At 42.7% G+C, this 15,404-nt stretch carries 7 protein-coding genes; all 7 read right to left on the bottom strand.

Going from position 1 to position 15,404, the window contains the following annotated elements; all coding sequences use genetic code 11:
* Positions 1 to 69: 69 nt before the first annotated feature.
* The 7 genes from J3P37_RS12055 to J3P37_RS12025 all read right to left on the bottom strand — a co-directional run bounded on the left by J3P37_RS12055 (position 70) and on the right by J3P37_RS12025 (position 15,387).
* Positions 70 to 2,388 (bottom strand): glycoside hydrolase family 3 C-terminal domain-containing protein, encoded by a 2,319-nt coding sequence (locus J3P37_RS12055; RefSeq protein WP_256011428.1) that lies wholly within the window; start codon positions 2,386 to 2,388, stop codon positions 70 to 72.
* 65 nt (positions 2,389 to 2,453) lie between these two features.
* Positions 2,454 to 4,205: a RagB/SusD family nutrient uptake outer membrane protein gene (locus J3P37_RS12050; protein ID WP_256011427.1), complete on the bottom strand. Its 1,752-nt coding sequence runs from the start codon at positions 4,203 to 4,205 to the stop codon at positions 2,454 to 2,456.
* A 9-nt stretch (positions 4,206 to 4,214) separates the two neighbouring features.
* Positions 4,215 to 7,331, bottom strand: coding sequence for a SusC/RagA family TonB-linked outer membrane protein (locus J3P37_RS12045; RefSeq protein ID WP_256011425.1), 3,117 nt, complete (start codon positions 7,329 to 7,331; stop codon positions 4,215 to 4,217).
* 31 nt (positions 7,332 to 7,362) lie between these two features.
* Complete coding sequence (locus J3P37_RS12040; RefSeq protein ID WP_256011424.1) at positions 7,363 to 9,057, bottom strand: RagB/SusD family nutrient uptake outer membrane protein; 1,695 nt, start codon at positions 9,055 to 9,057, stop codon at positions 7,363 to 7,365.
* A gap of 16 nt (positions 9,058 to 9,073) precedes the next feature.
* Complete coding sequence (locus J3P37_RS12035; protein ID WP_256011422.1) at positions 9,074 to 11,911, bottom strand: SusC/RagA family TonB-linked outer membrane protein; 2,838 nt, start codon at positions 11,909 to 11,911, stop codon at positions 9,074 to 9,076.
* Between the two features lie 358 nt (positions 11,912 to 12,269).
* On the bottom strand, positions 12,270 to 13,676 hold the full coding sequence (locus tag J3P37_RS12030) for a sialate O-acetylesterase (RefSeq protein ID WP_256011421.1): 1,407 nt from the start codon (positions 13,674 to 13,676) through the stop codon (positions 12,270 to 12,272).
* Positions 13,669 to 15,387 (bottom strand): sodium:solute symporter family protein, encoded by a 1,719-nt coding sequence (locus J3P37_RS12025; protein WP_256011420.1) that lies wholly within the window; start codon positions 15,385 to 15,387, stop codon positions 13,669 to 13,671. The genes J3P37_RS12030 and J3P37_RS12025 overlap by 8 nt, the downstream gene beginning before the upstream one ends.
* Positions 15,388 to 15,404: the final 17 nt, after the last annotated feature.

Genomic DNA, 15,404 nt, shown 5'->3' with positions numbered 1-15,404 from the left:
TATAGTTTTATATCTTCAAGTAAAGATTCTATTAACCCATGAGATGTTGCCACCGAAACGAAAAAGAATTTATGGTTTTAATTCGTTGAGATGTACCCCAGGCTGCAGTACTTTGTGGGTCTTTTCAATAACAATCTCATTCTTTATCTGAAAGGAAGCGTTTTTCTGAATATTTTTAGATGAGAAGCCGAGTCTTACTTCATATTTTCCCGATTCAGTGATCCATTCGGAACGGTCTGAATAAAAAGATGCGAGCTCTGATCCTTTAATACTGAACCTCATCTTCTCGGATTCTCCTGGGGCCAGGACTTTACTTTTTAAGAATGCTTTAAGTTCCTGCGAAGGCTTATCGATTGTCTTTCCTGGAGCCGAGATGTATACCTGAACGACTTGCCGACCGGCCACCGAACCGGTGTTTTTTACTTTACAAGCTATGTCAAAAGAGCCATCAGATGAAATCCTTCCTAGCTTCAAATCACTTATGATAAAATCGGTATATGACAACCCAAAGCCAAACTCATAGGCAACAGGCACTTTAAATATATCATGATATCGGTAGCCAACATAAATACCTTCCTCGTAAGTTACATTTAAAGGCTTTTCCACTGGCGTTCCAGGGAAGTTCTTTGCAGAAGAGACATCAGTATAATTCACAGGAAAGGTTGTAGCAAGCTTGCCCGATGGGTTTACTTTTCCACTTAGTACATCTGCTATGGAATTTCCTGCTTCCTGCCCAGGTTGCCATACAAGCAGTATCGCATCAGCCACATCCTTCCAGTCTTTCATATCAATAACACCAGCGATATTCAGTACAATTACAACTTTCTTCCCCTTTCTGTGGAATTCTGCGCCAATTTTCTTGATTTGTTCTATCTCGAAGTTCGTAAGATGATAATTCGTTTCCAGGTTACGATCATTCACCTCACCAGAATTCCTTCCAACCGTTATTAAGGCAACAGCACAGTCTTCAGCTTTTTTAGAAATGACACTGTCGGAAATCGTCATTTCAGGAGCGGCCTTTGGCCACTTAGCCCCTGCCGCCATCTGCGCTGCAGAATCTTTCGAAAAATAGGTTAGGTAATCTTTCTTCAAATCAGCATCGGGAGTGTAGCCTGCATTAGCGAGTCCCTTCATTACTGATATGATGTAAGCTTTATTCACATCGCCACTTCCCATTCCTCCGGCAATTGTTTTGAAGGAGGTGTTCCCAAAAACAGCAATCCCCTTAGTTTGAGTTTTAAGCGGCAATGTATGCTGTTCGTTCTTTAAAAGAACGATTCCGTCAGCACCTGCTTTTCTTACCATTGCGGCGTGACCTTTAAGATCCGGCTTATCAGAATATACATACTTATTAAAGGTTGGAGATTTAAGAATGACCTTTACAATTCGTTCTACACTTGTATCAAGAGCCTTTATATCCAGGGTCCCATTTTTGACCGCTGCTACGATCAGGTCTGATTGTCCGGGCCGGCCAGGCATGATCAGATCATTGCCCGCTTTAATTGTCCCAGGTCTGTCTCGGCCTCCGCCCCAATCTGTCATCACAAATCCTTCAAACTTCCATTCATCACGTAAAATAGTAGAAAGCAAGTCATAGCTTTCTGCTGTAAAAGCACCGTTCAATTTATTATAAGAAGACATTACTGTCCAGGGATTAGATTCTGCAATGGCAATACGGAATCCTTTCAGGTATATCTCCCTCAAAGCCCTTTCAGAAACAACGACATTCACTCCGTTGCGGTTAGATTCCTGATTGTTTCCTGAAAAATGTTTCACAGAGGTTCCTACACCATTCGACTGGATACCTCTAACTATTGCTCCAGCAATCTTTCCTGATATTAGAGGATCTTCGGAATAGTATTCAAAATTTCTACCATTGAGAGGATTTCTGTGAATGTTCATTCCTGGCGCCAACAAGATATCAATACCATATTCTTTTACCTCGTTTCCGAAAGCGCGCCCGACTTCTTCCACCAGAGCCGGGTCCCAGGTGGAAGCCAGTGAGGTGCCCACGGGAAAAGCGGTGGCATAATAAGTGTTAGTGTCTCCTTTTCTCCTTGGATTGATACGGACTCCTGCAGGTCCATCACTTACAATAAGCGCCGGAATTCCAAGCCGTGGGATCGCAGCCGTTATCCCAGCAGCTCCGGGTACTTTTTGTTCGGTGAAGCCAATAACGGTGCCATTTTCAGATGAAGATGCTTTTTTCAACTCAGTTGCTCCCACTACCAGTTGCGCTTTTTCATGAAGGGTCATAGCCGATACAATTTCTTTGACCGAGCTTTTTCCCAACTGTGGTAATTTATTTTCTCCTTCTTGTGCTTTCGCTGAAATAATATTTAAGACTATAAGTATGAAAGCCTGAGAAAAGAATCTTTGTATCCTCATTATGAATATCTGAAATCAATAAAACTTTTACATTTACAGAACCCTGGAAATGACTGATGAGTAGCTCAATACCCAGGATTCTGAAGCATCGACGGCATTTTTTGCCTTTCTGAAAGCGGAATTGGCAAAAGGTACATCGCATCGCGGAAATTAAGAGGCCGTGGAGCCGTTCCGATAGTATGCACATAGGTATTCGTGCCTGTCCGTTTAATTATATCGATCTTATTAAAGCCTTTCAGAACGGTTGAAGCAATTTTCCATCTCCTGATATCATTAAACCGATGATCTTCAAATGCCAGTTCAATCCTGCGTTCATTGCGTATTAAATCTTGCAAATCACCCGCCGATATGTTTGGCTTTATCCCATACCGGCCGTCTGCACCAGGCAATATTCCAGCTCTTTCGCGCAGCAATATCAATTTCTCTACCGCCTTCTCCGGCTCTCCCATTTCGTTAACAGCCTCTGCATAATTCAGCAGGATTTCTGCGTACCTGATAAGAGGCCAGGCACGCTCAGTTGATCCTGCACTGCTGTTGCTTAGATTTTCATCCAGCATTTTTCTTGAGAAATAACCGGTAAAATTATTTGCAGTGGTATAAGCATCGGACGTAGTGTTGGCAATAGTTGACCCTAAGCTTGTGTAGGTTAACACTGCTGTTTTGGTACCCGAATTATTTTGGTACACCATCCCGTTGTAAATGATTGAGTTGTCGAGGCGGGGATCTCTGTTAATATAGGGATTATTCGCATCATACGTACCGCTCTCCGATATCGGCGTTCCGTCTCTCATTGGAAAGCTTTCCACAAGATTCTGGGTTGGACGCATGATACTGGCGCCAGATCTGGTTGGAGGAAGATAGTAGGCTTCAAACTCTTTCTGTGCCGGACGGTTGAAAGCGAAAATATATTCGTTATTGACACGCCTTAAGAACACCTGATAAAAACCGAACCCCGGGCGCGTTGTATTGTCGACATACAAAGAGTAATCATTCATCCCAATCACATCCTCGGCAGCATCAGCAGCCAGTTTCCAGCGATTATTGTCGCTGGATGGATAAGCCGTCAGGGGAATTACAGCGGGGTCTGTAGATACAGACCCTCCATTGAATAAGGGGCTGGCAGCATAAAGTAATACCCGCGACTTTAAAGCCCGGCAGGCTCCTTCTGTTATCCTCCCATAATCGATATCCTTATATACAATGGGAGCCAGGTCCGCAGCAGCGGCATCAAGCTCTGAAGTGATGTAATTTACACAATCACTGTAAGAGGACCTGGGAATATCGATAATATCGCTTATCCCAAAAACCTTATCCCCAATTAAAGGAACTCCGGCGAAAGCCGCCACCATGTTATGATAGTAAAAAGCTCTTAAAAATCGTGCTTCCGCACGTAAACGTGTTTTGGTAGCCTCTGCGAACGGAGCATCAGGCAGTTTTGATAACAGGAGGTTAACGCGACGTATATTTTTATATGGAGTTTTCCAGAGATCTTTATCGGCTGCAAAGCCGGTAAGCACATTTGAAGGTCCAATCACCCCCTGTGCATAGGCATTTCCCCACACCGACAAATTATTATTTCCTTCCGCATTATCAGTAGCCAATTCTGTGTTGCCAGACCCTCCGGCAGAAGAAAAACGTGAAGGGCCGAAGGTATATCCGGCATCCTGATAGATCTTGGTCAGGAAGTTCATTGTCTGAATACTGTCGGTAAAAACAGCTTCTTCCGTCAGGCCATTGGTTTTATCATCCAGGAAGGATGATTTTTGACAAGCGGCAAGGGCGCCTGCAATGAAAGCTATAGCGAATATCTTTTTCATAATTGATTCTTAAAAAGTGACGTTTAAGCCCATGTTAATAATCCGGGTCGGAGGATATGGCAAATCTCCGCTCGACTCTAAAACTTCAGGATCAAGATTGCTGTACAACTTATCCAGCTTCGTCCAGGTTAGCAGGTTATAACCATTCGTATAAACCCTTATAGATTTTGTCCGGAGTTTAGCTGCCAGTTTTTGATTCAAGGTATAACTGATCTCTGCAGTCTTCAATCTGATATAGTCTCCTCGAATTGCCCAGAAGTCCGAATAAAAATCTCTAGGGCTTTGACTTAGGGCTGTTGTATATAGTTGAGGATATTTGGCACTATTACCACGTTCAGGGGTCCAGTGCTCTAAATGGATCGGCAATGCATTACTTGCATTATGGTGGATGACTGCCCCCTGGGCACTGGCCACAAAATTAGCCGCTCCCTGAAATAACGCGGTGACATTTAACCCTTTGTACCCTACGCCAAGCGTAATCCCATAGGTTGTATTGGGAAGATTCGTTAAGCCAAAATACGAACGGTCACTGGCATCGATAGCACCATCATCATTCAGATCCCTATATTTAAGATCACCAGGCCGACCGCCAATGGTAGGTTTCGGCACGGATGGATCAGCGATTTCTTCCGCTGTATAGAACTCCCCTGTCCATGAATATTTCAATTGAGAACCGATAGCCTGTCCCGTTAACCGCTGATATTCATACAGTGGCAAAGCTTCATCCATAAAGTCAATTTTATTCCTAGCGAACGAGTAGGTGCCCCTAAACGAATAATTCCAGTTGCGCCCAATCTTGTCATTGTAACCTAATTCCGCTTCCCAGCCTTTGTTATTTGTCTTACCGAGGTTTACTACAGGTAAAAGTTGCCCCATAACATCTGACACAGTTCCCCGGGTAGTCATAATATCGTACCGGTTGTTATTAAAATAATCTAATGAACCTGTGACCTTTCTGTTAACGGCAGAGAAATCAATACCTATATCCAGCTTCCTTTCCTTCTCCCAGGTCACTTCCTCATTTCCTAACATTCCTTCAATAGCGGTAGCAAAGGCATTATTGGGGGCAATACCAAAAAGTCCGGTGCCGGTACCGGTGGTATAAATCGACTTATATGCGTACACCCCACCGATAACATTGTCCTGACCTACCAGACCGTAAGATGCTCTCAGCTTTAAGGTATTGATCGATTTAACATGCTCTTTGAAGATCTTTTCTTCGGAAAGATTCCACCCAATTGATGCTGCCGGAAAAAAACCTAATCTTTTTTGATTTTTGTCTGCGAACCGGTCACTCCCATTATAAGCACCACTAAGCTCAAGAAGATATTTTTGATTAAAATTGTAATTTATACGTGCTGTATATCCCGCAAAATTTTCAGGGATAAAGTTATAGTCCCGGTTTTCGGTGTTTGATGATGTATTACTGTTTATGCTGTATAAGGCAAGTGCTGATATATTATGTTTACCGAAATACCTGTTATAGTTTAGAAAACCCTGTACAGTTAAAGCCCGAACAGTACTTCCAGGGCTATAAGACATCGAAGGTGTACTCAGTCTGTACACATCATCCCTCTGCCCAAAGGAATAGGCTTCCGTTTGGGGATTATAGATATAAGATATAAAACCTGTTCCGCTAACCGGGCGCTGAAGGTTCCTGCCATAAGTATAAAAATTCCGATAAGCTACCGTAGCTTTTGCAGATAATCCCTTGGTAAGAAAATCAAGTTTTTGTATGGCTGTAGTGGAAAGATTAATATTGTTTGAAAATGACCGGGAATAACCATTATACATCAAGCGGCCGATCAGGTTGTTGTTGTTTCTTCCTGATGAACTCCTTTGCCACATACTATAGCCTAAACTTCCATCGGGGTTATATACCGGATAATTAAAAGCGGCTGTTTCTGCCAACCTGCCAATGTCGCTAAACAGATTACTGTTAGCACTTGCATTATTCGTATTTATTTCATCCACATTCCCGAAAAGGTCAAACTTCAAATCAAGTGTTTTATTGATGCTGAGATCAATGTTGGAGCGGTAATTATAGCGCTTATAGTAATACTTGCTGTTCAGATCCTCGCTAAAATCTTTCAGTTGTCCTCCCTGATCAAGGTATCCGAGAGACACGAAATATTTCGCGCGGTCAGTACCTCCCGTAATATTGAAGTTTGCGCGCAACTGGGGTGCGAATTCCTTTAGTAAAATATCGGTCCAGTTATTGTTTGGATGCCCGTAGGGGTCAGTGCCATTTCTATACAATTCCAGATCTTCATCCGAAAATGTCCGCACAAAATTACTGTTTGGATTTAGGTTATTGGTATTTACCTGTGCCGTATTGAATACCGTTGCAGCACCATAGGCATCCAGGTATTCAGGTCTTTTTGTAAGTTGACTGAGGCCATATTCCGTTTGAAAAGAAATTTGCGGCTTTCCGGCTTTTCCTCTCATTGTGGTTACCAAGACTACACCATTTGCTCCTCTTATACCGTAAATAGCGGTCGAAGAAGCATCTTTTAATATGCTGATCGACTCTACTTCATTGGCGTTCAGTGCAGAAAACTGGCTATAGGTGAATTCAATATCATCTACCAGGATCAAAGGATTATTGCTTCCCACATAAGAACTAACCCCACGGATGTTAAACGTTGCTCCATCCCTGCCAGGCTGCCCGGAAGTTTGCTGACTGGAAAAGCCGGTGATCCGTCCAGCCATTGTATTTTGCAAGCTTGGTGAAGGGCTTTGCCTGATCTCCTTTCCACTCACAGAACTGACTGCACCCGTAAGTGTAATTTTTTTCTGTGTGCCATATCCCACAACAACTACCTCCTCGAGGGATTTTTGATCTGCATTCATCACAACATTGATGTTGCTTTGGTTCTGAACATTGATCTCGCGAGTTATATAGCCGATAGATGTCAAAACAATTATATTGCTATTAACGGTAATTTTAAAATTACCGTCGGCGTTAGTAGCGGTTAAATTACGGGGATTAGTCTTTTCTGTGATGCTAACACCTGGAAGAGGTCCGCTTTTATCACTCACTGTTCCTGTTATTACCTTTGGTTGCGCCAGGGCAGATACGCAGTTAAGTAAGAGAGCTGAAATTATATATAATAACCTTCTCATAGTCTTATCGTTGATTTTTAATTCGGGCTGCTTAGTAATACCCCTCATTTTGAATAAGCTTTTTGTTTTTGATAACTTCGCTGTACGGAACAGGCATGTGATAGTACTTATCTTTAAAGGTAAGAGTGGCAACATCCTGATGCTCAAACTCGAAAGAACTGCCGTTCGGAGTAATGCTTAATCCTCTGGCCGTACCGTTCAATACTGTGGATGCAATTTTCCACCTCCTTACATCCCAGAAGCGGTGCTCCTCAAATGCAAGTTCTATCCGGCGTTCATTCTTTATCAGGTCGGCCATCTCCAGTTGATCAATATTGGTTTTGATTCCATACCTGGAATTTGGGCCAGCAGTTATCCCTGCCCGAGAACGTATTTTAGCAATTTCTTTTACTGCATCCTCAGTTCGTCCCAATTCGTTTAAAGCCTCTGCATAAGATAAAAGCACCTCCGCAAACCTGAAATAGGGAAAATTGTGACTTTGGTTGGAATATGTGCTGGAACTTGTAAAGTCGCCCATAAACTTTCTCAAATAATAAGATGTGCGGGTTTGTGTTTTGAAAGGAACATTGGGTTTGTCCAGTCCCCCTTCGAAAGTTTGAACCCCACGACCAAGCCATTGTACGCCATTATAAAAGATAATTGCTTTCAATCGCGGGTCCCTGTTATCGTATTGGACAGAGGTTAATGTTGATCCTGTGTACGGAGTTCCGTTTAAATTAGGAAAAGCATCCAGAAAATTCTGTGTAGGACTTGTGCGTCCGTTACTGGTGGCCGGGGCCACGTATCCTACGGGAGCGTTAGCATTTTCAATGGTAGTTGAGTTAGGAGATTGCTTTGAAAGAATGATATCTGTATTTATCTTGGTGGTAAAAACAGACGAATACACACTTGTTCCGGATCCTGTTGGTAATTTGTAATACCCAATCGCTATCAAAGGTTCTGCCGCTTCAATGACTTTAACCCACCGGGCCTCACTAGCTGTTGGGTAGCCTGTAAGCACCCTAATCTCCGGATTAGATTCAACTCCTCCTCCATTATATAAGGGGCTGGCAGCATACAGGAGCACGCGCAATTTTAAAGCCATTGCAGCTTCTGAAGGTATATGTCCAAAATCAGTCGCCGGGATTGTGGAGCCTCTTGGCAGTTCAGTCGTAATAGCGTCGCATTCTGACACAATGTAGTTTACACATTCTTCGAAAGTATTCCGTGGCAGATCCAGATTATCCTCCAGGTTGAATACTGTATCACCAACCAGGGGAATTCCTCCATATCTTTTCAGCAATTCGAAATAAGCGAATGCCCTTAGAAACCGCGCTTCAGCAACCTGAGTCTTCCGCTTAGCCTCAGGGATGGGTACAATGCCGATATTCTTCAAAAAAACATTGCTCCTACGGATAATAGTATAGCTGTTTGACCAGTTGTTGTCAGGATAGTTTGACGATGTTAGCTGACCATTGGTAAATAAACTGATTGAAGAGGCAAAAGATGAGGGAACTGCATCATCAGTTCCGGCATCCAGGAAATCTCCATCTATGCGGTTAAAACCGGATGGCAGGAAAGAAAAAATGCCCAGCAAATAGTTTGTTGCTAATACACCTTGTTTGTCGGTGGGATCAAAAACGTCTGTCTCAAATGTTCTTTCCTCCGGATAAGTCTCAAACTTTTTAGTGCAAGATACACTTGCAAATATCAGGGCCATTGTTAACAAATGGGTAACTCTTTTCATGACTTGAGGTTGTAATCTATAATTGAACATTTACGCCGATATTAAAAACTTTTTGAATCGGATAGCTGCCAGAAAAATTCTCAGGATCCGCTCCATTTAAATCGCCGGAACTTATGGTGAATGGGTTAAGGGCATTTACATAGAGACGAGCCATGTTCAAGCCAACCTTTTTGGAATAAACAGAAGGGATCTTATATCCTAGTTCGATGGTTTTAACCCTCAGGTAGTTTCCGTCCCTAAGCCAGTACGATGATGTAACCCAATTGTTTACAGACCCGTCCCTTGGGCCCATTCCTGTACTTAGTCGCGGATAAGACGCCGTTGCAGCTGTTTCCGGGGTCCATCTGTTCAGTTGGTTTTCAAAGGCCTGACCACTTCCGCTGTTTTGAAATTCCCAGTAGCTATTACCCGATAAATAGATCTTGCGGTTGGCCCTGCCCTGCAGTAACGTAGAGAAATCGAAACTGCCTGCTTTAAATCCCAGCGTAGTTCCTAAAAGAACGGCGGGCTTTTTTTGACCAATGGCGGTTTGGTCATACTGATTAATCACGCCATCTTCATTTAAATCTCTATATCTGATATCTCCTGGCTGAGCTCGGTACCCTTCAATGCTTGCATGTGAATTGATTTCATCCTGATTTTGAAAAAGCCCTTCAGCAACGTATCCGAATTGAATTCCAACTGGCTGTCCGGTCCTCTGCATCCAATCATACCTTTGACTGGCTTCTGCATTATAGAGCAGCTTGGAACGTTGAAAACTTGCATTAAATGCTATAAAGTAACCTATCTTCTTCAGATTCTGTTGCCATGACAATTGAGTCTCCCAGCCCGAATTGCGCTCACGTCCTATATTTTCATTAGGATAACTAATACCCAGCAAGCCCGAATTGGTGCCGCGAACAATGCTTAGGTCATAAAACCGATTCGCATAATATTCTATTCCGAACCCAAGTTGATTTTTTAAGAATGCGGCGTCTATCCCTACATTCAGCTTCTTAGCCTTTTCCCAGGTTATATCAGGGTTCGCCAGGTAAGATTCACCAACGGTAGCAGCTGCGCCTGCACTGGAACCAAAATAGGCGCTTGGACTGGCGTTATATACTTGCTGGTATTGAAAATACGCTCCATTGTCCTGCCCCGTTTTTCCATACGACCCATACAGTTTAAGATGACTCAACCAATCCACCGAACTTAAAAAATCTTCCTCTGAAATATTCCAACCTAAGCCCAATGCAGGAAAAAAGCCATACTTAAATCCACCATCATCAGGATAACGATTTGCGCCATTATAGGCGAAGGAAAATTCCGCCAGATATTTTTTGTTGAAATTATAAGCTGCATGCCCTGAAATCCCCTGAATAGTATACGGTAAATTAGAGCCGTTAACCAGGTTATCACGATTTGCTAGTACTACTGCGTCAAGTCCATGTATGCCAAAATCGCGGGTATAGCCCAGTGATAGTTCCTGGAAGTCGGACCGGTTCTGAAAATTAATTCCATTAGCATTTGCCTGCACACCATTTGTTTTATATTGCTGATACACCGGATCACCGTTCGAAGCAGTGCCAGTCCGTTCAAATACCGCAAATGATTTGTTTCTGGTGATCCCCTCACTTAGATTACTAAAAAAGGATGCCCTGGCTTTAATCCAAAGTCCCTTTGTTAATTCGTCAAGTGTTCTTTTGAGATAAAAGTCAGAAAGAACTGTCCTGGTATTGTTCAATGAATATCCTGAGGAGATATTCTGGGCAAGGATGTTATTCTGGAATTGCGGGACTCCGGCATAGGTTCCGTCTGGATTATAAATAGGGTAAGCGCTGCTTGGAGTACTAACCAATGAAGAAAAGATACCGGCTGTACCCTCATCCCCCGGACTAGTCGTATTTAATATCCGGCCCTGAATATAAATACCTGCACTGAGTGCATCCGTTAATTGCACATCTACATTTGACCGGGCGAAATATCCTTTCAAATCCGAATTTGTATTATATTTATTTACATCACTGGTTTGCAGGATTCCATCCTGCCGAAAATGTTCAACCGATACAAAATATTTAACAAAACGATTGCCTCCCCGCGTATCAATATTATATCGCGCCACGGTCGCTGAGTTCTTCAGTACCTGATCTCTCCAGTTAACATTCGGGTATTTATAAGGATCTGACCCGGATTGAAAGCCAGAAATAGCTTCGGAGCTGAACCCATATGTACCTGCCGGAAGACCGTCATTGGCGAGAGCTTCATTGTAAAGCTGTGCATAACGATATGAGTCAAGTGGTTTAGAAATAAGATTATCCGTCGACCTTGAGGTACCGGTTTGTATGTTGAAATTCACCTGTTGCTTACCAGTAAACCCTTTTTTAGTCGTAATTGCTATCGCTCCTCCGGATCCTCTGATGCCTAGCATTGCGGTAGCAACAGCATCTTTTAGAACCGTAATCGATTCAATTTCCTGCATTCCAATCTCTGTAACAGATCTTGGAATACCATCAATGAAAATTAGTGGCGTCTGACCTCTCAGGCTAAAAGAAAAACCCTCACTTAAAGGATGTCCGGAGCTTTGAATTATATTCAAGCCAGCCAGTCGACCGCCAAGTGCCATTGGATAAGAAACCACAGGTACGCTTGCAATATCCTGGCCTGATACAAATGCAGTAGAGGCAGTAGAAAGCGCTTGAGGTGTCTGAAAGTAAATTTGCTGTTTGCGAAGTTCCAGGGAGTCGTGCTGTATGGAATCTTTGAGGGCAGCTTGAATGCGTTTACCGGGACTATCGCCCGCAAAGCCGGCGTGACCACACACCAATGCTGTTGCAGAACAAACCAGAACAAGAATATCTCGCTTAATTTTTCCCATAGCAATTTTATTTAGCTTTAAATTTGATTGGTTAATGATAAACAGAACTTATTATTTAAAATCTCAGAAGCACAGTTTATACAGGGTAGAGTATAAAAAGGGCGAAAGTACTTTGTTTGAAAGTATACTTTTCTCATCACTTTGGGTTTATATTGATTGGTTAATTATATAGGCTAAAAATAGCAAGGCGAAACAGGATGATAACAATAAAAACCCTCTTCTTCGTGCTGGGAACGGTTCCATTTTTTGCAACCGTTCCCATAACTTCATGATAGATATTGCAAGTTAACATCTGTTTAAAAACGTCTTTCAAATTGGCTCTCAAAATAAAGAGCTAACAATCGATAATCGCTCTGTTTCACCAATCATCAGACCTGAAAGGAGATACCGGCAGTCCCTCAATACTGTAAAGCTCAGCAACAGCCCAATCCTTGAATGCATATCGAACAGCTACTGGAAGTTTTACAGCATCGCTGTAAACAAGAACATTACTTCCTTTTATTTCAGCTGTTGCCTTGTAAAAGACACGGTCACTTCCAGCAAGTTCAAATTGGCTTAACTTTTTTCCAAATGTTGTCATACCCATGGGAGAATGCGAAAACTGAACACTGATAGAATCTTTTAGGATCTTAAATGATTTGTATTGAGGGGCGATAGCAGAAACCCCTGTCCTGTTATAGGTCTTTACCAAAGCAAGATAGGCAAGCCGCTTAGCAATAATATCTTTATTTGCAGGATGTATATTATTTTCCTCTCCGGCATCTAAAGACACCGCCATTCCAGAATTCGGGATCTTTTCTGTAGCCTGCAATTGCACTTCTCTTAAAAATGGGAGAAGGCGCTTTTGAGTTTCGGGATAATGCATGGGTGCTATCTGCACATAAAAAAAGGGCCAGTTCCCTATTCGCCATAACTTGCGCCAGGATTCAACCATAGCAGGTTGAAGGAAACTATAATCCTCATAATTATAACGGTTCTGTTCGCCCTGATACCATATTACTCCGGCAATACCATATCCCACTAAAGGAGAGATCATTCCATTAAACAAACTGGATGGCACATGGTGCACAGCTTTAGTAGTAGCACCTCCACTGAGGACGCCGGCTCTGGTTAAATCATTCAAGGCCGTTTCATCGATCCAGGATTCAATCGGAGAGCCTCCACATGTTACCTGAATTATACCTACCGGCACATTGAGCTGCTTACTCAGATACGCAGAAAAAAGATACCCTACAGCACTAAATTCCTTGACTGAGGATGAAGATGCCTGTTCCCACTGTCCGTTTACATCTACCAAAGGAACGGAAGACGTTTTCTTTGCGACATGAAACATCCTGATACGGCTGTTGGATGAATTTGCTAAAATATCATTTGAATGCAAAACAGGTGAATTGTAATAACCTTTAACCGGCATATCCATGTTTGACTGCCCGGAACATAGCCACACCTCTCCTATCAGGACGTTTTTCAGGGAAAGCTGATTTTGTCCTGAGACATCTATTTGATAGGGACCTCCGGCAACAGGCGTCTGAATTTCGATGATCCAGCGCCCTGTAGAGTCTGGCCTTATTTCATATCTGTTACTATTCCATGAAGTTCTGATCCTTACCTTTTCCTTTAAAGATGACGTTCCCCAAATTTTAACCCTACTTCTTTGCTGAAGCACCATATTATCTGTAAAGAGGGCCGACAGTTTAATCTCCGCAGAGACAGATAAAACAGTAGATATTGTGAGAACTAAGGTACAGCTAAGAATTTTATGCATGTTGAAGTTGCTCTTTAGTGACCTTCAATTTCTTTCCCATTTTTAATGATATCCTTCCGATGAAAGCAGCTGCCATCGCAACTATAGCACCAACGCTAATTACAATTCCTGAAAAGCTGCTGGCTAGTACGCCGAGAGTGACAATCCCGATTCCCACACATCCCATTGCAATAGCAATCACTCTGATTCCAAAAATATTCTGTTTTTCTGCATCAGCGTGTGCCTCTTTTGATTCTATATCAAGTAAATTTTTAATAGGATCAGGCTCAGTCATTAACCCTAAAGCCTTTGCCGAGACCTTTTTGTTAAGCAGATAAACCAGTTCAAATGCTGCGAGGATACCTACCGGTATTCCCATCCCACATATTGTTTCTAAGGTCCGGTTAAGTTTGATATCGAACAATACCGGAGTTCCTATCTTTAAAAACAGGTTTATACTTAAGGAGACGATGGTGGTAGTTACTACCGAAAAGCCTGTTTGGCGTTTGGAAAATAAGGTCCAGATAATTGGCGCAAAAAGCGCGCCTCCCGCAATGGAGGCCGTACTTAGTACTACTTCTACGATACCTCCGGCACTTGGTATCCAGATAGCAACTCCTATAGTGGCTCCGCCAAATAACAGGGTAAAAAACCTTGCCATCCATATCACTTCACTCTCAGATGCGAGGGGTCTGATCAAATTCTTATAAATATCCTGGGCGAATACAGTTGCAGCCATATTGATCGTTGTATTTGCTTTACTGGAAGTGGCAGAAACCATTCCTGCCAGAACCAACCCAATTAACCCCGCCGGCATTACCTCCTGGATCAGCATCATATAGGCATCCTCAGTATCGAGCCCTTGTAAATCAGGATTTATTATGCGATAAACCATCGGAGGGATCATCCAGATCACGGGACTAATAAAATATAGTATCGTGAAGATTCCAGCTACCTTCTTTGAATTTCTTTCCGATGAAACACTGGTGTAACGCTGAACATACGACCAGTTCCCGCCAATATAAAAAGTTTGATAAACGATAAAGGCGAGCATGAATCCGAAAGTGTAATCCTCGTTAAAAGGCTCAAAGAACTGCGGAGGAGCTTTTGTAATTAGATTATTGATTCCACCAATATTCGCGAAAGCAATTGGAATTACAATAACAACTGCAGCAGACAGTATTACGAACTGAACAACATCGGTAACCAGAACAGCCCACAAGCCGCCTGCAGCAGTATACAATACGATGATAAGGCCAATGATCAGGATACTTAAGTTTACCGGAAGTGCAGTTACTACGTGCACCATTTTCCCGACGGGATAGAGAACTGCAGCTGTGGTAAACAAACTTAGAAGCAACGTCAGGTAAGTATAGAACTGCTTTTCAGAAGCGCCAAACCTCTTCCCAATGTATTCCGCCGCTGTTGCAACCCCAGTTCTTTTCCACCTTGCAGCAATAAACAGAGTAACAATTAATCCGCTTATTGCCATAGTAAGCTGAATGGCATTTGCCACCAATCCAAATTTGTAGGCTATAGATCCCCAAACCACAAAAGTTCCGGCCGAGAAATAACTGATAAACAGGGAAAGTCCGTTTATCCACCAGGGAGTTTCACCTCCGGCCTCAAAAAAAGCCTGCCCGCTTTTGCTTCCTACCCTTGTAAAGGTAAGGCCGATTGCAAATATCAGCAGAGCAAAAACGCCCATTACTATAAAATCCAGGTTTGCCATTGTGATCTCTTTTTTTA

The sequence above is a fragment of the Desertivirga xinjiangensis genome (assembly GCF_024436435.1).
GTDB lineage: Bacteria > Bacteroidota > Bacteroidia > Sphingobacteriales > Sphingobacteriaceae > Desertivirga > Desertivirga xinjiangensis.
The sequence above is the reverse complement of the archived record's forward strand: the minus strand, read 5'-3'. Positions and strand labels throughout refer to the sequence as shown.